The organism is Acidimicrobiales bacterium (assembly GCA_041394245.1).
Lineage (GTDB): Bacteria > Actinomycetota > Acidimicrobiia > Acidimicrobiales > Aldehydirespiratoraceae > JAJRXC01.
This window is the reverse complement of the sequence record JAWKIR010000002.1, coordinates 1842551-1860261: the sequence shown is the minus strand read 5'-3', so window position 1 is coordinate 1860261 and position 17711 is coordinate 1842551. Positions and strand designations below refer to the sequence as shown.

General features: G+C 67.0%; 21 protein-coding genes. 17 read left to right on the top strand and 4 right to left on the bottom strand.

The features are described from left to right. Window positions 1-42 precede the first annotated feature (42 nt). The 4 genes from R2707_09375 to R2707_09360 are packed head-to-tail and all read left to right on the top strand — an operon-like array spanning window position 43 to window position 3742. Window positions 43-780, top strand: coding sequence for a hypothetical protein (locus R2707_09375; protein MEZ5245294.1), 738 nt, complete (start codon window positions 43-45; stop codon window positions 778-780). 13 nt (window positions 781-793) lie between these two features. Next, window positions 794-1417 (top strand): hypothetical protein, encoded by a 624-nt coding sequence (locus tag R2707_09370; protein ID MEZ5245293.1) that lies wholly within the window; start codon window positions 794-796, stop codon window positions 1415-1417. Continuing rightward, complete coding sequence (locus R2707_09365) at window positions 1414-2856, top strand: O-antigen ligase family protein (protein ID MEZ5245292.1); 1443 nt, start codon at window positions 1414-1416, stop codon at window positions 2854-2856. The genes R2707_09370 and R2707_09365 overlap by 4 nt, the downstream gene beginning before the upstream one ends. After that, window positions 2849-3742, top strand: coding sequence for a glycosyltransferase family A protein (locus R2707_09360; protein ID MEZ5245291.1), 894 nt, complete (start codon window positions 2849-2851; stop codon window positions 3740-3742). The genes R2707_09365 and R2707_09360 overlap by 8 nt, the downstream gene beginning before the upstream one ends. 9 nt (window positions 3743-3751) lie before the next feature. Here the strand turns inward: R2707_09360 and R2707_09355 are convergent, their stop codons facing one another. Continuing rightward, on the bottom strand, window positions 3752-4681 hold the full coding sequence (locus tag R2707_09355) for a glycosyltransferase family 2 protein (protein ID MEZ5245290.1): 930 nt from the start codon (window positions 4679-4681) through the stop codon (window positions 3752-3754). Between the two features lie 138 nt (window positions 4682-4819). Between R2707_09355 and R2707_09350 the strand changes: the two genes are divergently transcribed. Genes R2707_09350 through atpC form a run of 11 tightly spaced genes read left to right on the top strand, consistent with a single transcriptional unit; the run spans window position 4820 to window position 13157 of the window. Further along, window positions 4820-5113 carry an AtpZ/AtpI family protein gene (locus R2707_09350; protein MEZ5245289.1) on the top strand — a complete coding sequence of 98 codons (294 nt, stop codon included), beginning with the start codon at window positions 4820-4822 and terminating at the stop codon, window positions 5111-5113. Continuing rightward, on the top strand, window positions 5106-5627 hold the full coding sequence (locus R2707_09345) for an ATP synthase subunit I (GenBank protein ID MEZ5245288.1): 522 nt from the start codon (window positions 5106-5108) through the stop codon (window positions 5625-5627). The genes R2707_09350 and R2707_09345 overlap by 8 nt, the downstream gene beginning before the upstream one ends. An 11-nt stretch (window positions 5628-5638) precedes the next feature. Next, complete coding sequence (atpB, locus tag R2707_09340) at window positions 5639-6394, top strand: F0F1 ATP synthase subunit A (protein MEZ5245287.1); 756 nt, start codon at window positions 5639-5641, stop codon at window positions 6392-6394. Between the two features lie 53 nt (window positions 6395-6447). Continuing rightward, window positions 6448-6735: an ATP synthase F0 subunit C gene (atpE, locus tag R2707_09335; GenBank protein ID MEZ5245286.1), complete on the top strand. Its 288-nt coding sequence runs from the start codon at window positions 6448-6450 to the stop codon at window positions 6733-6735. A gap of 19 nt (window positions 6736-6754) precedes the next feature. After that, entirely contained in the window at window positions 6755-7273 is a 519-nt protein-coding gene (gene atpF / locus R2707_09330) for a F0F1 ATP synthase subunit B (protein ID MEZ5245285.1), read from the top strand. 11 nt (window positions 7274-7284) lie between these two features. Continuing rightward, window positions 7285-7809, top strand: coding sequence for a hypothetical protein (locus R2707_09325; GenBank protein MEZ5245284.1), 525 nt, complete (start codon window positions 7285-7287; stop codon window positions 7807-7809). Between the two features lie 44 nt (window positions 7810-7853). Continuing rightward, on the top strand, window positions 7854-8378 hold the full coding sequence (atpH, locus tag R2707_09320) for an ATP synthase F1 subunit delta (GenBank protein ID MEZ5245283.1): 525 nt from the start codon (window positions 7854-7856) through the stop codon (window positions 8376-8378). Window positions 8379-8409: 31 nt separating this feature from the next. Further along, window positions 8410-10032 carry a F0F1 ATP synthase subunit alpha gene (gene atpA, locus R2707_09315; protein ID MEZ5245282.1) on the top strand — a complete coding sequence of 541 codons (1623 nt, stop codon included), beginning with the start codon at window positions 8410-8412 and terminating at the stop codon, window positions 10030-10032. Window positions 10033-10043: 11 nt separating this feature from the next. Continuing rightward, window positions 10044-11297 carry a F0F1 ATP synthase subunit gamma gene (locus tag R2707_09310; GenBank protein MEZ5245281.1) on the top strand — a complete coding sequence of 418 codons (1254 nt, stop codon included), beginning with the start codon at window positions 10044-10046 and terminating at the stop codon, window positions 11295-11297. A gap of 19 nt (window positions 11298-11316) precedes the next feature. Then, entirely contained in the window at window positions 11317-12765 is a 1449-nt protein-coding gene (gene atpD / locus R2707_09305; protein ID MEZ5245280.1) for a F0F1 ATP synthase subunit beta, read from the top strand. Next, the gene (gene atpC / locus R2707_09300) at window positions 12765-13157 is read left to right on the top strand and encodes an ATP synthase F1 subunit epsilon (GenBank protein ID MEZ5245279.1); all 393 of its coding nucleotides are present in this window, start codon (window positions 12765-12767) and stop codon (window positions 13155-13157) included. Before atpD ends, atpC begins: the two co-directional genes overlap by 1 nt. Here the strand turns inward: atpC and R2707_09295 are convergent. Both R2707_09295 and R2707_09290 read right to left on the bottom strand, forming a co-directional pair. Beyond that, on the bottom strand, window positions 13135-14100 hold the full coding sequence (locus R2707_09295; GenBank protein ID MEZ5245278.1) for a hypothetical protein: 966 nt from the start codon (window positions 14098-14100) through the stop codon (window positions 13135-13137). The two genes, atpC and R2707_09295, sit on opposite strands and share 23 nt — an antisense overlap. Further along, window positions 14097-14900 carry a polyphosphate kinase 2 family protein gene (locus tag R2707_09290; protein ID MEZ5245277.1) on the bottom strand — a complete coding sequence of 268 codons (804 nt, stop codon included), beginning with the start codon at window positions 14898-14900 and terminating at the stop codon, window positions 14097-14099. Before R2707_09290 ends, R2707_09295 begins: the two co-directional genes overlap by 4 nt. Before the next feature lie 81 nt (window positions 14901-14981). Between R2707_09290 and R2707_09285 the strand changes: the two genes are divergently transcribed. Beyond that, the gene (locus R2707_09285; GenBank protein MEZ5245276.1) at window positions 14982-15818 is read left to right on the top strand and encodes a hypothetical protein; all 837 of its coding nucleotides are present in this window, start codon (window positions 14982-14984) and stop codon (window positions 15816-15818) included. A 15-nt stretch (window positions 15819-15833) separates the two neighbouring features. Here R2707_09285 and glpX read toward each other — a convergent pair whose 3' ends face one another. Continuing rightward, on the bottom strand, window positions 15834-16826 hold the full coding sequence (gene glpX / locus R2707_09280) for a class II fructose-bisphosphatase (GenBank protein MEZ5245275.1): 993 nt from the start codon (window positions 16824-16826) through the stop codon (window positions 15834-15836). Window positions 16827-16871: 45 nt separating this feature from the next. Between glpX and R2707_09275 the strand changes: the two genes are divergently transcribed. After that, window positions 16872-17681 (top strand): hypothetical protein, encoded by an 810-nt coding sequence (locus R2707_09275; protein ID MEZ5245274.1) that lies wholly within the window; start codon window positions 16872-16874, stop codon window positions 17679-17681. Window positions 17682-17711 lie beyond the last annotated feature (30 nt).

The following is a 17711-nucleotide window of genomic DNA, read 5'->3' as shown; positions in this document are numbered from 1 at the left end:
AGAACAATCGTTCTCATCCTCTTGCGTCGGTGGTATGTCGCCGTGCCGATCGCGCTGTTTGCGTTGTACAGCGCGGCAGGGAGCGGTGGTTCGCCCACCTACACGGTCGAGGGCAGCTTCTTGTTGGTCGTGAGCCCCGATGCATCCGAGGACACCGTGTCCAACGTGATCATCGACACCCCGCAGGGCGTCAACTCGGTCGCCAACGTGGCCGTGGTCGTCATGCACACCACCGAACGTCGCACCCTGTTCGCCGATGCCGGCTACGCCTCGGGCTACAACTTCTCCGTCGCCCGCAACGACCCGTTCGTGAACTTCGAGGTGAGCGACGTCGACCAGCTGGTCGCGACGGAGTCGGCCGCGGTCCTCGCCCGGGTGTTCACCGCGGAGATGACCACCCAGCAGCTCCGCTTCGGGGTCGATTCGGCGGCCCTCGCCAACGCCGAGCTTCTCGAGATCTCCGAGCCGGTCGCCGACTACTCGTCGGTGCGAACCGGTCAGGCCATGGTCGCCGCAGTGGGTCTCCTCGCCGCCTTCATGGCCGCCTTCGCGTTCGAGGGTGTCGTCTACTTCTTCAGCGACCGACGCCAGGAGTTCCACGAGTTGGACCGCTACGAGTCCGACGCGTCGAAGTACGGCATCGGCGGGGAGAGCGCAGCCGATTTCCGGCCCGGTCAGGGTCAGGGCGCCGTCGAGAACCGGCCCGAGCCGGCGCAACTGGAGGAGAAGACCTCGAGCCGATGGGTGCGAGCCCGTGCCGGCCGAGGTGCCGAGGACTAGGCGAGGGGCCGGCGTGTCGTTCCCGGAGATGGCGTGGGCCATCCTGCGGAAGTGGTGGGTGTTCGTGCCCGTGATGGCGATCGGGCTGTTCGCGACGAGTCAGCTGCGGACCACGGGCGCCGAATACATCGCCGAAGCCCGCGTCACCGTGACGCTGCCTCGTACCGACAACACCCTGCTCGACAGTGCGCGCGGTCAGTACCGCGGCCCGGCCATCATCGCCGCCGTCGAGATGCTCGACGACGAGTACCGCTCGACGGTGAGCGCCCTCGGACTTCCGGACACGTTCTCGTTCGATTGGCAGTCCGAGTTCCCGATCATCGTCATCACGCTGCGGGGACCGACCCGTGCGGGCGTGTCCGCCGCGGCCGACGTCGTGTCGCAGGCGTATGTCGAACGCCTCGATCTGGTGCAGTCCGACCGAGACATCATCGGCGCTGCCCGCTTCCGAGGAGTGGTCACCGCGATCACCGATCCGCCGAACCGTCCACCCGGGAGCAATCGGGCACTCCTCGGACTCGTGGCGGCGTCGACGATGCTGGCCGGGGGCGCTGCATACGCGGTCGACCAGTTCGTTCTCCCGGCCGCGCGGCCGCGGCCCCGGCCGCGCCGTGATCTCGGAGCGCTGAAGCCATGACGGCACAACTCGAACACTCCGTGGAGCTCGGCCCGAGGCCGTGGTGGCAGTTCGACTCGCTGACCATCGTCACGATCTGGATGGCGCTGCTCTTCCTCATCCCGCAGCAGTGGGTGCTGCCCGGGGGTGGTTCGATCGCCCGCCCCTCGATCGTCGTCGGCCTCGGTGCCTGCCTCCTCTATGTGGTGTCGCGCTTCGTGCCGTCGATGGTGCCGCCCGGCCGGAATCCCGTCGCCGCCGGTCTCTGGGGCTACGGCACCGTGGTCTTCATGTCGCACATGCTGAGCTTCAACCGCGACCTCTACGCCCACGAGATCACGGCGGGTCAGCGCGAGGTCGTCATGACGGCGTCGATGATCGGCATCGGGCTCCTCGTCGGCGCCTCGATCGAGAGTCGGGAGCAGATCGAGACGCTGCTTCGGCGGCTCGTCTTCTTCGGCACGATCGTCGCGATCACTGCCCTGCTCCAGTTCTACTTCGCGTGGGATCTCGTGGCCGAGCTCAAGTACCCGGGGCTCAGCCTCAACGGCGGCGAGCTGGCCCGTTCCCGGGCGCGGTCCGGCTTCGATCGGGCGACGGGCACGACCGCGCACGCGATCGAGCTCGGCATCTTGATGGCGATGATCCTCCCGATCGCGTTGCACTACGCGCTGCACGAACCGGCGAAGCGGAAGGCGCGGTTCTACTGGGTGGCCGTGTTCCTCATCGGCGCCACCCTTCCGGCGACCGTCTCGCGTTCGGCGATCCTCGCGATCATCATGTCGATGGGCACGCTCATCTCGGTGTGGAGCCGCCGGCAACTGATCCAGGGTGCCTACATCGGGTTCGTCGCCATGTGTGGCATCTACATCTCGTCGCCTGCGCTGCTCGGGTCGATCCTGTCGCTGTTCCGAGGTCTCGAGGACGACACGTCGATCACGGCACGAACCAACGACTACGAGATCGCCTTCGACTTCATCGCCGAGCGCCCGTGGTTCGGACGCGGTGCCGGGACCTGGGGCTCCGACACCTACCTCCTGCTCGACAACCAGATGCTGCTGTCGCTGCTCGAGATCGGGTGGATCGGCGTGATCGCGCTGTCGTTCATGTTCCTGCTCGCGATCGCCGTCGCCCGCCAGATCCGTCATGTCGCCCGCGACGACACCACGAAGCACCTCGGACAGGTGATCTTCGGCTCGCTCCTCGCCGGCTACTTCGCCAACTACTTCGTCAACGGGCTCTACTACCAGATCTATGTCGGCACCTGCTTCGTTCTCATCGGTGCCGCCGGTGCGCTCCATCGCATGATGAACGTGCAGATGCCGCCGCCCGAGGTCGAGGCGCTCGCGCAGGAGCGAGGCCTCCTCAGCCAGCGTCACCGCGTGAAGGGCAAGCCGCGATGGTGGGACGTTGCCGTCGCCGACGACATCCGAGACATCTACAAGGACCGACATGTCTGAATCCGAAATCGACGCCGGCTCGGTGCCGGTGTACGTCGTCGTCTCACCGGCCAGAGACGAGGCCGAGTATCTGCCCTACACGATGAGGAGCATGGTCGCGCAGACATGGCGGCCGGCGAAGTGGGTGATCGTCAACGACGGCTCGACCGACGGCACCGGGGAGATCGCCCGCGAGTTCGCGGCCGATCACGACTGGATCGAGGTCATCGATCGTCGGGACCGAGGGAGTCGCCGCCCGGGCGGGGGAGTGGTCGAGGCGTTCTCCGAGGGCTTCGCACTGATGGACGGCATCGACTGGGAGTTCGCGGTCAAGCTCGACAGCGATCTCGACCTGCCGGAGGACTACTTCGAGCGGTGCCTCCAGCGCATGATCGACGAACCCGAACTCGGGATCGCCGGGGGCATGATCGAGAACGACATCGACGGCAAGCTCGTGCTCGAGGAGCATCCGATGTTCCATGTCCGCGGCGCCACCAAGATCTATCGGCGGTCCTGCTGGGACGCGATCGGGGGCATCCATGCGGTGAAGGGGTGGGACACGCTCGACGAGCTGAAGGCGGCGCTCAACGGCTACACGACCCGCAGCTTCCGCGACATCATCTTGATCCAGCGTCGCTTCACCGGCGACGGGCAGGGGCAGTGGCCCAACTGGCAGAAGAACGGCGAGGCGGCCTACGTCTGCGGGTATCACCCGGCCTTCGTGCTGGCGAAGGCGGTTCGACGATGCTTCATCCGACCATGGGTCATCGCCGGCGCGGGCCTCGTCGTCGGGTACTGCAAGGCGGTGATCAACCGCCGTGAGCGAGTCGATGATCCCGAGTTGCTGGCGTATGTGCGCGAGCAACAGTGGCGTCGGCTGACCGGCCGTTCGAGCGCCTGGCGCTAGGCGTATCGGTCAGCGAGGCCCGGCGTCGACCCTGACGGGATCCGGCACCGGATGGGTGGGGGTCAGGATCCGGCTCATCGGCCGGCACATCGCCCGGATCGCGGCGCGATCACGACGGCGGACCGCCCACATGGTGAGGGCGAGTCGCACCAGCTGAGCGGCCACTCGACCACGATGCTTGCGGAACCAGCGAACCCGCGACTCCATGAGGAGGAAGTCGGTGCCGGATGCCACCTTGTCGGCCGAGGTGCCGCCGATGTGCACGACGCTGACCGCGGGGTCGTATTCGATGCGGCCCCCCGAGTCGGCGACCCGGGCCATGTAGTCGACCTCCTCTCCGTAGAGGAAGAAGCGCGGATCGAGCCCTCCGAGCTCACGGAAGCGTTCGAGCGGGGTCGCGAAGCAGGCGCCCGACACGACCTCGACCGTCATCGGTCGAGTCGCGCTCGACGCGCCGCCGTCGTCGTCGGGGTCGAGGCGATGCGAGATCTTGTGCAGCCCGGTCGCGACCACGAACTGGTCACGCACTCGTGGTCGACGTCGCACGGATCGGGCGACGAGACCGGCGCCATCGGTGAGTCGTGGCGCCGCGACCGCCACACCGTCGTGCACGCGGGCGGCGAGGTGGCGAAGGGCGGCGGGATCGGCGACGCAATCGGGGTTCAGGAGGACGAGCACATCGGCCGAGGCCGCGTCGGCACCGACGTCGACTGCCGCCGCGAATCCGCAGTTGCCACCGGTCTGCACCACGATGGCCTCCGGCGCGGCACGACACGCGACGGCGATCGAATCGTCGGCGCTGTCGTTGTCGACGACGATGAGCTCGATGTCGCGCTCGCCGCTCAACGGCGACACCGCGGCCTCGAGCGTGTCGGCACTGTTCCAGGTGACGACGACGACGGAGAGCGCGACACCGCTCGTGGAGGGACTGGGGGCCATGGTTGCGCGTCAGTGTAGGCGGCGGAATTGCGCGCGGCCCTGCCGTTCGGTGTTGCCTCCCCGGGGGGTGTGCGGCTAGGTTGTGAACGCTTTCACGAGCGGGCAACGGCGCCCGTTCGGTTCGTTCGAGGACCTCCGATGGAACGGCACGCGCAACGCGATCTCCACGACGCACTGTGGCAGTCCAGCGGTGGCTACGACCTCGTGCTCGGCCCGGTCATCTTGTCGCTCGGCGGGCTGTGGCTCGATCGGCGATTCGACACCGCCCCGATCTTCATGATCGTCCTCCTCGTCCTGGGCGCGATCGGTGCGGGCGCGAAGGTGTACTACGACTGGAAGCACCGCATGGCCGCAGCGACGGCACGACGCGATGTCCTCCTCGCCGAAGCAGCCGAACTGCGGGCCACCGCCCGACGGCAGGCGGGTGTCTGACGTGAACTTCCCGACCAACGCTCAGCCGAATGTCCTCGCGCAGCGCATGGACGGCCCGTCGCCGGCCGTCGCCGTCGCTCGCGACCTCGCCCGCCACGGCGTGATGATCGCCCCGGCGGCGATCATCCTCGGCGCGGCGTTCTGGGGTTCCGACGGTGCGCTGTCGGTCGCCCTCGGGCTCGGCATCGTGGTCGTCAACTTCCTGCTCGCCGCGGCGATGCTCGGCTACGCCGCCCGCATCTCGCTGGCGTTCATGGCCGGCGCCGCCCTCTTCGGCTTCCTGATCCGGCTCGGTCTCATCACCATCGCGGTGCTGCTCGTGCGCAACGAGTCGTGGGTCGAACTCGTCCCCCTCGGCATTTCTCTGATCATTTCTCATCTCGGATTGCTGTTCTGGGAGATGCGTTTCGTGTCGGCGTCGCTAGCCTTTCCCGGGCTTAAGCCGCCGCAGAACGAACGACGCATCATCCAGGAGCCTGAGATGAGCACCGTCCAGCAACAGGAGCAATTGTGATTATCGGAGCCGTGGCGTTCCCGCCGATCGAGAACGTGATCGAGTGGCCGGCGTTCCTTTTCAAGGATTCCGACTACTTCGCCTTCAACAAGATCGCGTTCATCTACTTCCTCGGCATGGCCATTCCGTCGATCGTCTTCCTCTTGGGCAACCGCGGCGACGCCCTCGTCCCCCGGGGTTTCCGCACGGCGACCGAAGGCATCGTCGAGTTCGTCGACGGCCAGATCGTGCAGGCCGCCATCGGCCCCGACGGCCGCAAGTACATGCCGCTGCTGACCTCGCTGTTCCTGTTCATCTTCATCGGCAACATCACCGAGGTCATCCCGTTCTTCCAGATGCCGGGCAATGCCCGCATGGCCGGACCGCTCGTGCTGGCGCTCATCGTCTACGTCACCTGGATCTCCGTCGGCATCAAGCACAACGGCCTCGGCTACATCAAGGAGCTCCTCGTCCCGCCGGGCGTGCCGAAGGCGCTGTTGCCGCTCGTGACGCCGATCGAGTTCCTCTCGAACTTCCTGATCCGCCCCTTCAGCCACGCCGTTCGTCTCTTCGCCAACATGCTCGCCGGCCACATCCTGCTCGTCACCTTCTCGGTGTTGTGCATCTCGGTGTTCTCGGCGTCGCTGCTGTTCATCGTGCAGCCGTTCACGTTTGCCGGTCTGCTCGCGTTCACCGCCTTCGAGGTCGGTGTGTCGCTGATCCAGGCCTTCGTCTTCACGATTCTCACCGCCGTCTACATCGGCATGGCGCTGCACCCGGCGCACTAGCGCCGACCCCGACCCAAGTCTTCTAAACCAAACAATCCAGGAGAGCACCCAAAATGAGCACCCTGAGCCAGCTTGCTGCGCTTGCCGCGGAGGCTGACACTTCCGCTGCCGACGATGCCAAGAACGCCGCCGCCGCCACCGGTGCCGGTTACGCCTACGGCCTCGCCGCCATCGGCCCGGGCATCGGCATCGGCTACCTCGTCGGTCAGGCCGTCCAGGCCATGGCTCGTCAGCCCGAGTCCGCCGGTCAGGTCCAGACCACCATGTTCCTCGGCATCGCCTTCACCGAGGCGCTCGCCCTCATCGGCTTCGTCGTCTTCATCCTGCTGAAGTTCGTCTGAGGTCGACGTCGTGAATCTGATGCTGGTCCTCGCCGCGGAAGACGCTGGTGACCCGCCGAACCCGGTGATCCCCGAGGTCAACGAGATCGTCTACGCCCTCATCTTCTTCGTCGCGCTGTGGCTGCTGATGAAGTACGTCCTTCTCCCCCCGATCACTCGGGCCATGGAAGTACGGGCCAACACGATTCAGGGTGATCGCGACGCCGCCGATGCGGCGACGGCATCGCTGGGTTCGACGCGACGCGACTACGAGGCATCCCTCGCCGACGCCCGCACCGAGGCCAACGAGATCATCGCCGCGGCCCGCGCCGCGGCCGACGAACGTCGGGCCGCGCTGCAAGCCGAGGCCGACGCCGAGATCGCCGAACTGCGCCGTAGCGCGCAGGTCGAGATCGACCGGGCTCGGGCCGACGCGCTGAGCGGGATGCGTGGCGACGTCGCCACGCTCGCCGTGGGTGCCGCCGGTGCGGTGCTCGGGCGCAGCCTCGACGCCGGTGCCCAGCAGTCCGCCATCGACCAGGCCCTCGCGGCCGAGTGATCGGAGCCGAAATGATCGGAATCCTTGCCGCCGAAGGCCCCAACGGAAACTTCATCCCCGGCGACATCAACGAGTTCTACTGGGGCTCGGCTGCGTTCGGGATCATCTTCCTGATCTTCCTGTGGAAGGGCGTGCCGGCGATCTCGAAGCTGATGAAGGGCCGCACGGTCCGCATCGAGGAAGAGATCGCCGCCGCGGCCGCCGAGAAGGCAGCTGCCGAGGATCAACTGGCCACGCTCTCCGGCCAGCTCGGCAACGCCGATGCCGAAGCCGCGAAGATCATCGCCGACGCCCGGGCCCAGGCCACCAAGCTCGAGGCGGATCTCCTGGCCCGCGCCGAAGCCGACGTGGCCGAGGCAAAGGAGCGCTCGCGACTCGAGATCGAGGCGCAACGCGAGCAGGCACTCACCGATCTGCGGGCCGCAGTCGCCGAGCAGGCCCGGATCGCCGCCGACGCCGTGGTTCGTCAGAACCTCGGTGACGCGGCGACCCAGTCGGCGTTGATCGACGACTACATCAGCCAGCTCGCCGGCTAGCACACGCTGTCCGCCCCACCCCGTTACCCCGAGGAAACGAATACATGAGCGACATGATCGACGGATACGCAGAGGCCCTCCTCGCCGTCGTGCGCGCCGAGAGTGCGACCGGAGCCGACGACGAGATCCTTCGTTTCGCCCAGGCACTCGAAGGCAACGACGAACTCCGCAACACCCTGGCCGACCCCTACGTGCCGGCCGAGAAGCGCCAGCAGATCGTCGAAGACCTGTTGCAGGGTCGGGCGTCGCATGTCGCCCGGGCGGCCGTGTCGTTGGTGGTGGGCGCCGGACGTGCCGCCCAGCTGCCCGAGATCGCGCGGGCGCTCGTCGCCAAGGGTGCCGCCGCACAGGGCAAGGAAGTCGCCGAGGTCCGCACGGCCGTCGCATTGAGCGATGACCAGAAGAGCCGGCTCGCCGAGTCGCTCAAGCACGCCACCGGCAAGGATGTCGACATCAGGGTCACCATCGATCCCTCCGTGCTCGGGGGCGTGGTCACCACGATCGGCGACACCGTCATCGATGGCAGCGTTCGCCGCCGCCTCGCCCAGGTGAAGACCCACCTCGGCTGACCTGAAACTTCGCAGAGAGAGACTAGGAAAAATGGCTGATCTTCAGATCAACACCGATGAGATCACCGCCGCCCTCACGGCGAACCTGCAAGGGTTCTCCCCGTCGGTCGAACAGACCACGGTGGGCCGCGTGCTCGAGGTCGGCGACGGTATCGCTCGCGTGTCGGGCCTGCCCGATGCTGCCGTCAACGAGATGCTCCGGTTCGAGAACGGCCTCATCGGCCTCGCACTGAACCTCGACGAGGACTCGATCGGTGCCGTCGTGCTCGGCGACGTCGAACACATCGAAGAGGGACAGACCGTGGTCGCCACGGGCGAGATCCTCTCGGTGCCGGTGGGCGACGGACTTCTCGGCCGAGTGGTCAACCCCCTCGGCGAGCCCGTCGACGGCAAGGGACCGCTCACCAACGTGCAGCCCCGCCGCATGGAGATCCAGGCTCCCGGCATCCTCGGCCGCAAGCCGGTGCACGAGCCGATGCAGACCGGGATCAAGGCCATCGACTCGCTGATCCCCGTCGGTCGTGGCCAGCGCGAGCTCATCATCGGCGACCGCAAGACCGGCAAGACCACCATCGCCCTCGACACGATCCTCAACCAGAAGGGTCTCGGGGTGAAGTGCATTTACGTGGCGATCGGCCAGAAGGCCTCCACGGTTGCGCAGAACGTCGCGACGCTCGAAGAGCTCGGTGCCATGGAATACACCACGGTCGTGGTCGCCCCGGCGTCGGACCCGGCCCCGTTCAAGTTCCTTGCTCCCTATGGCGGTTGCGCCATGGGCCAGCACTGGATGGAGAACGGCGAGCACGCCCTCATCATCTACGACGACCTCTCCAAGCAGGCCGAGGCCTACCGTCAGGTGTCGCTGCTGCTGCGCCGCCCGCCGGGGCGCGAGGCCTTCCCGGGCGACGTGTTCTACCTGCATTCGCGTCTGCTCGAGCGGGCGGCCAAGCTCTCCGACGAGCTCGGTGCTGGTTCGCTCACCGCCCTGCCGGTCATCGAGACCAAGGCGGGCGACGTGTCGGCCTTCATTCCGACCAACGTGATCTCCATCACCGACGGCCAGATCTTCCTGCAGGACGATCTCTTCAAGTCCGGCATCCGTCCGGCCGTCGACGTGGGCATCTCGGTGTCTCGCGTCGGCTCGGCGGCGCAGGTCAAGGCCATGAAGACCGCGACCGGCACGCTGAAGGGCGACCTTCAGCAGTTCCGCGAGCTCGAGGCGTTCGCCGCGTTCGGTTCGGATCTCGACGCCGTGTCGAAGGCACAGCTCGAGCGTGGCTACCGCCTCACCGAGCTGCTCAAGCAGGGCGTCAACTCGCCGTATCCTGTCGAGGATCAGGTCGTGTCGATCTATGCAGGCACCCGGGGCTATCTCGACAGTCTCCCGGTTGACGACGTGTTGCGTTTCGAGCGCGAGCTGCTCGAATGGTTCGCGACCCGCCACAGCGACGTCATGGCGACGATCCGCGACGAGGGCAAGATCAACGACGAAGAGGCGTTCGAGGCGGGGATCCGCGAGTTCGCCGCCCAGTTCACCGCTTCGGTCGCAGAGGGCGAAGAGCCCGAAGCACAGGATCAGGGGACCGCTCGCACGACGACGGTCGACAGCGATGTGACCCTGCCCGAAGAAGACATCACTCGAGAAGAGGGCTGAGGTAGCGCAGCGTGCCCGGTGGTAAGGAGCGCGAGCTCAAGCGACGGATCGGCAGCGTCCAGACGACGAAGCAGATCACGCGCGCCATGGAGCTGATCGCGGCGACCCGCGTCGTCAAGGCCATGAACCGGGCCGATGCGGCGCGTCCCTATGCCCGTCAGATCACGTCGGTGATCGAGAACCTCGCCGCCGGCGGTGCCGAGGCGAGCCACCCGCTCCTGCGCGAGGTCGACGACGTCAAGCGGGTCGGCTTCATCGTCATGACGGGCGATCGTGGTCTGGCCGGCGCCTACAACACGAACCCGATCCGGGCGTGCGAGCGTCAGATCGAGGCCCACCGGCTCGAGGGCAAGGACTACTCGATCTTCGCCATCGGCAAGAAGGCCAACACCTACTTCCGCTTCCGCAACTACCGGGTCGACCACACCTACGAGGGCTTCAGCGACAACCCGGGCTACGAAGACGCCCGCCGCATCGCCGAAGACGTCGCCGACGCCTTCATCAGTGGCGAGGTCGACGAGGTCGAACTGATCTACACCGAGTTCGTCTCGATGGGCACCCAGAAGGTCTCCGTCCGACGCTTCCTCCCGCTCGAAGACACCGAGACCGTGGCCACCAAGGGCGGGGGCGATGCCGCCGCGGCCGCCGCGTTCGAGTTCGAGCCGTCGCCCGAAGCGGTGCTCGAGGCCTTGCTTCCCCGCTATGTCGAGGCCCGACTGTTCGGCGCCCTACTGGATTCGGCGGCGTCGGAGCACGCCAACCGGCAGCGGGCCATGAAGTCGGCGACCGACAATGCCGAGGAGCTGATCACCAAGCTGTCGCGCGAGATGAACACCGCGCGTCAGGCGGCGATCACCACCGAGATCATGGAGATCGTCGGTGGCGCCGAGGCGCTCGGCGACGACAAGGAATCCAATGGCGAGCTGATCCTGCATCATCTCGACACCGGCCACATCGCGTCCGATCACATCGGTGGCGACCACGGACGTCACGAGTACCCGCAGGCACCGGCGGTGGCCGACGCCGGCTCGACGACCACGGTTCTCGAGCCGGGCCCCTACGGCGTCGGCTCGGCGGCGCCACTGCCCGACAACTCGGCCCCGGCCGGGTTCACCATCAAGGGCAACGCCGATTCGATGCTCTACCACCGGCCCGACAGTCGCAGCTACAGCGTGACCAAGGCCGAAGTCTGGTTCGACTCGGCCGAACGTGCCGAAGCCGCCGGCTTCACCCTTGCCAACACCCACCCCTCTCCGGAATCCTGATCAGGAGCACCACCCCAACATGACCGTTACCGAAAACGATCTGAAGAGCGGCCGCATCGTCGGCATCGCCGGCCCCGTGGTCGACGTCGAGTTCCCGCCCGGGCATCTTCCCGAGATCAACACCCAAATCGAGTTCGACGTGACCGTCGCCGGTGAGACGACGCGGGTTCCCGCCGAGGTCGCCCAGCAGATCGGTCACAACCGGATCCGTGCCATCTCGATGAAGCCGACCGATGGTCTGACCCGTGGCGCACCGGTCGACAACACCGGCCATGGCGTACAGGCACCGGTGGGCGACGGCACGCTCGGTCACATCTGGAACGTGATGGGCGACTGCCTCGACCTTCCGTCGCACGACACCGAAGAGCATTGGGACATCCACCGTGCGGCGCCGTCGTTCGACTCGCTCGAACCGTCGGCCAAGATGTTCGAGACCGGTGTGAAGGTGATCGATCTGCTCACTCCCTACAAGGAGGGTGGCAAGATCGGTCTGTTCGGCGGCGCCGGCGTGGGCAAGACCGTGCTCATCACCGAGATGATCACCCGTGTGGCCTCCAACCACGGCGGTGTGTCGGTGTTCGCCGGTGTGGGCGAGCGCACCCGTGAAGGAACCGACCTCTTCATCGAGATGGGCGAGACCGTCATGGGCGACGGTGTCACCACGGTGCTCGACAAGGCCGCCCTGGTCTTCGGCCAGATGGACGAGCCCCCGGGGGTTCGTCTCCGCGTGGCGCTGTCCGGCGTGACCATGGCCGAGTACTTCCGTGACGTGCAGAACCAGGACGTGCTGCTGTTCATCGACAACATCTTCCGCTTCGTCCAGGCCGGTTCCGAGGTGTCGACCCTCCTCGGTCGCATGCCGTCGGCCGTGGGCTACCAGCCCACCCTCGCCGACGAGATGGGCGAGCTCCAGGAGCGGATCACCTCGACCCGGGGCAAGTCGATCACCTCGCTGCAGGCCGTCTACGTGCCCGCCGACGACTACACCGACCCGGCCCCGTTCACCTCCTTCACCCACTTCGACGGTACGACGGAGCTGTCCCGCGACATCGCGGCCAAGGGCATCTACCCCGCAGTGGATCCGCTGGCGTCGTCGTCGACGATTCTCGATCCGCTGGTCGTGGGCGACCGTCACTATCGGACGGCCCGCCGTGTGCAGGAAGTCCTCCAGCGCTACAAGGAGCTGCAGGACATCATCGCCATCCTCGGCCTCGACGAACTCTCCGAAGAAGACCGCGTGACCGTGAACCGGGCTCGCAAGGTCGAGAAGTTCCTCAGCCAGCCGATGTTCGTGGCCAAGCAGTTCACCGGCCAGGACGGCGTCTTCACGCCGATCGAGGAGACCATCGACTCGTTCGAGGCCGTGATCAACGGCGACCTCGACCACCTGCCGGAGCAGGCCTTCCAGATGGTCGGTGGCGCCGAAGACGCCGAGCGCAAGGCCGCAGAACTCCAGGCCAACGCCTGATGTTCACCGTCGAGGTCGTCTCTCCTGAATCGGTGTCCTACACCGGTGAAGCCGAGATGGTCGTCGCGCGCACGGTCGACGGCGGCGACATCGCCTTCCAGACCGGGCACGTCCCCTTCATCGGCACCCTCGCCGTCTGGTCGGTCGAAGTCATCAAGGAAGGCGGGGATCGCGACACCTTCGCCGTCCACCGTGGCTTCGTGCAGGTGAGCGGCGACCAGGTGACGATCCTCTCCGATGTGTCGGAATCGGTCGACCAGATCGATGTCGCCCGCGCCGAAGCCGCTCGTGATCGGGCCCAGCAGGCGCTCAACGCCGATCCTGGTGATGCTGCGGCCGCGGCGGCGCTCGGCCGAGCCGAACTCCGCCTCAGGGTCGCCGGCTCGGACTGAGCCGCCTCAGCCGCCGCATCTGCATCCGGACCCGGCGCGTCTGGCGTCGGAGCGTTCGTTCCGGGGCTGACAGCCCGTCGTGGAAGCTGCCGTCGTCGGTGCACAGCGCCGGCTTTCGGCTGCGCCGGGCGATCTCGTGCGCCTGTTTGGCGTTCGACTCGATGAAGAGGATCGCGTCACTCGCCGCATAGAACTCGGCCTTGAACGCCGCGTGTCCGTTGAGGGCGCGCCGCGTCTCGGCGTCGGGAAGGTCGAGCATCACGAGTTCGTCGTATTCGACGCCGTGGCACGCCAGCCAGGCTTCGGTCTCGGGTCGGTACTTCTCGAGCCGTGACGTGACCAGGGCATGCACCCGTCGGCTCGGCCGCATGTGGGGTGCCGCGTTCTCCAGAAATTCTCGATAGCGCGGCCCGTCGTCGTTCTCCTCGTCGGTGGGGTCGAAACAGAGCACCCCGTCGATGTCGAGGCACGACCGCTCCAACACACTGTGGCTCATGAGGTTCCACGAGAACACGCGGGGCGGCGGCACGATCTCACAGTGGATGTCGACGAGCGATGTCGCGGACGGCACGACGAACACGGCGCCGTAGACGACTCGATCCCCGAGGCCGGCGGCATCGATGAGGTCTCGGGCTTTCGCGATCGCCGAACCGGAAAAGACGCTGTCGTCGAGGACCAGGATCCGACGAGCAGTGTCGATCGTCGCGTGGTCAGCGGTGGCGAGCCGTGCTCCGGCGGTCAGCACGCGCCCCTCCAGGAAGCCGTGGAGGTCGGCGAGCGGGATCCCTCGATGGACCGCGAAGAGACCGGCCGCGAGGATCCCCGAACGCGGGATGCCGACCACCAGATCGATGTCGGGAGGGAAGGCGGCCAGTGACCGTTGGATCGCCAGATCGAGATGGCCGACGTCTCGGAAGCTGACGCGAGGGAGCCCGCGACTCACTCGATCACCAGTCCGTCGAGGTCCCCTTCGGCTCGCGGGTAGGTCATGTCGAGGCGTTCCAACGCATCGACGATGATCTCACTCACGAGCAGGTTTCTGAACCACTTCCGGTCGGCCGGGATCACGTACCAGGGCGCGTCGGAGGTGCTGGTCCGTTCGAGCATCACGCGGAATGCCTCCTGATAGTCATCCCAGCGCTCACGTTCCTTCAGGTCGCCTGCGTCGAACTTCCAGTGCTTGTCGGGCGTGTCGATGCGGGACTGAAGTCGTTCGCGCTGTTCGTCCTTGGAGATGTGGAGGAACAGCTTGATGATCGTGGTGCCCTCGTCGGCCAGCAGCTGCTCGAAACTGTTGATGTGGCCGTAGCGCCGTTCCCATCGGGCGGCGGGGACGATGTCGTGGACCCGTACGACCAGCACGTCTTCGTAGTGCGAGCGATTGAAGATGGTGAGCTCGCCCGACTTCGGTGTGTGTCGGTGCACCCGCCACAGATAGTCGTGGCCCAACTCTTCGTCGGTCGGTCGCTTGAACGACGCGACCTTCACGCCCTGCGGGTTGACCTTGTCGAAGACGTGACGGATCGTGCCGTCCTTGCCGCCGGTGTCGGTCGCCTGGATGACCACGAGGACCTTGTGCTTCCCTTCGGCGTAGAGGAGCTCCTGGAGGTGTTCGAGGCGATCATTGAGGGCGTCGGTACGCGCCTCGGCATCGTCACGGTCCCACCCTCCGTCGTCGTCGGTTCGCCAATCGTTCAGGTCGACGGATTGGCCGGGGGTGACGCGGAAGTGGGAGAGATCCATCCGAAGAGCATGCTTGATCTTCGCCCCCGATGTGCCGACAGTAGAAGTGGAGTCCAATCCGTCCAGGGGAGGTGTGTGGGGATGTCCCCCGCCGAAAGAGAAGCTCGAGCGACCGAGATCGCACTGGCAACCGAGTTCCGGGCCGCCATCGACGATGCGCGGGATCGAATCGCCGCGGTGCTCGAACCGGCCCGTCCGACGGCGGCGTTCCTCGCCGCGTTGCGTGACGAGGTGCAGCGCGCCGTCGACGACCCCTCATCGGTGCCATACCCGGAACTCGCCGATGCCGACGCCTACTGGGAGGCCACCGTCAAGCCGCAGAGCCGTTCGCTGCGTGACAACGTCACCGCGATCGTGGAGTGGCTGGAGCAGCGCATCATCACCACGATGGAAGTTGCCGAGGCGGACCTGAAGTCGTTGGTGGACAACGCGGCCGGCGAATCCGGCCCCGATCCCGTCGGGTTGCGCGTTCTCGTCGCCGAGGCGGTCGGCGCCCGCTGCGTCGAACTCCATCACCAGATGGCCGAGATGCTGAGCGTGCTTCCGACCGACACCGTCGTCGCCGCGGCCCGCTCCGCCGGGGAGGACGCGATGCGGGCCTGCGCGACCGCCGACGTCGAGAGCCTCAAGACCGCGTATCTGCGCGATGCCGGCGGCGACGACGCCCACCAGCAGTACGCAGCGCAGCAGTGGTCGGAGACCTTCGCCGAGCGGGTCAACCACCGTCAGTCGATGTTGGCGGCGCAGGCGCCGTGGCGTCACCAGGAGTTCGCCCTGGTGGGCTACGAGCGGGCTCGAGCCGAGATCGAGCGGCTCGTCGAAGCGGCGACCGCCCGGTTGCAGGCGCCGTTGCGCGGGATCCCGGATCTCCTCCTCGAACGCTACGACGCTGCCGTCGGCGCCGCGGTCGACGCCTGAACGGGTCGGTGCCCGTCAGCCGTAGTCGACGGCGCTGAACTCGCCCAGCTTGTCGATCTTGTGGTGAGCCTCGACCTTGCGGACGGTCCCCGACCGCGAACGCATCACGAGTGACTCGGTGTGGCAGCCCCGGCTGTCGAAGCGCACGCCCTGCAGGAGGTCGCCGTCGGTGATCCCGGTGGCGGCGAAGAAGCAGTCGTTGCTGCGAACGAGGTCGTCGACGGTGAGGACCTGCTCGAGGTCGTAGCCGGCAGCGATGGCATCGGCCCGTTCGCGCTCGTTGCGGGGCCAGAGCCGTCCGAGCTGCTGGCCGCCCATGCACTTCAGGGCCGCTGCGGTGATCACTCCTTCGGGTGTGCCTCCGATCCCGAACAAGATGTCGGCCCCCGAGTCGGGCCACGCGGTGGAGATCGCCCCGGCGACGTCGCCGTCGGGGATGAGGCGGATGCGGGCGCCTGCGGTGCGGACCTCGGCGATGATCTCCTCGTGGCGATCGCGGTCGAGGATGACCGCGGTGAGGTCGCGAACGGACTCGTTCTTGGCCTCGGCCACTGCCTGGAGGTTCTCGGTGATGGACTTCTCCATGCTGATCACTCCAGCGGCCTCGGGGCCGACGGCGATCTTCTCCATGTAGACGCACGGACCCGGGTCGAACATGGTGCCGCGGGGCGCCACCGCGATCACCGCAATGGCGTTGCCCCGCCCGAGCGCGGTCAGCGTGGTGCCGTCGATCGGGTCGACCGCGATGTCGGTCTGCGGTGGAGTGCCGTCGCCGATGCGCTCGCCGTTGTAGAGCATCGGCGCTTCGTCCTTCTCGCCCTCACCGATGACGACGATGCCGTCCATCGGGACCGTGCCGAGCACGACGCGCATCGCGTCGACGGCGGCACCGTCGGCGCCTTCCTTGTCGCCGCGCCCCATCCAACGGGAGGCGGCCATGGCCGCGGCTTCGGTGACCCGCACGAGCTCGAGGGCGAGGTTGCGATCCGGAACTTCCTGGTTCGTCATGAACAGGAACGGTAGCCGCCCGGACCGCGTGCGAGGATGACGGGCGTGGCTTTCCGAAACCGATTCCGCAAAGACGATCCGACCCCGAGCAGCGCCGAGGCCCCTGCCGAGGATCCTGCCGAGGGCGGGGGCGAACCCGAGGCGGATGACGTTGGGCTCGTGCTCCACGACGACGAAGGTGGCGAATGGCTGGCGTACGAGCTCCACGAATGGGCGTCGGAGTCGCGGTCGATGCTGGAGCAGCTGTTGCTCGCCGACGGGGTGGTCCACTCGTGGCAGGGGACGACGCTGCTCGCCCACGAGTCGGTCGAGGAGCAGGTCGACACCTTGATCGATGAGGTCGAACAGGCCGACACCCGTGAACTCGACCCCGATGAACCTCAAGTGGCGTTCGAGATGGAGGGATGGTCCGGTGAGCTCCAGGCCCTGCTCGCCGAACGTCTCGGCGCAGTCGGCGTGCCGCACGAGTTCGATGTCGACGGTGACCTCGTCTGCCACGAGGCCGACGAGGAGCAGGTGGAGCTCATCATCGAGGAACTCCTGGCCCGGTCCGCCGACGAGGGCCTCGAGGAACTCGTCGATCTCGGAGCCAACGATCTCCTGAGCGCGCTGTTCGAGGCCACCGATCGTCTCCGACGCGATGTCCACGACTCCAGAGGGGTGCTGGGAGTCCTCGAACACGGGAGGCGGCTCGAGGCAACCGCCACCCCGTTCGGCTTCGCGGCGACCACCTGGGCGTCGCTGCGCGACGCGGCGGCCGACCTCTGCGACCTGATCGAGGACGAGGAGTCGGCCGACGAGGACATCTCGGACCATTCCCTGAAGCTGCGCGACACACTGCAACTGCTGATCTGACGTTCAGCTGTTCCGAGGTCCGGTCGAACC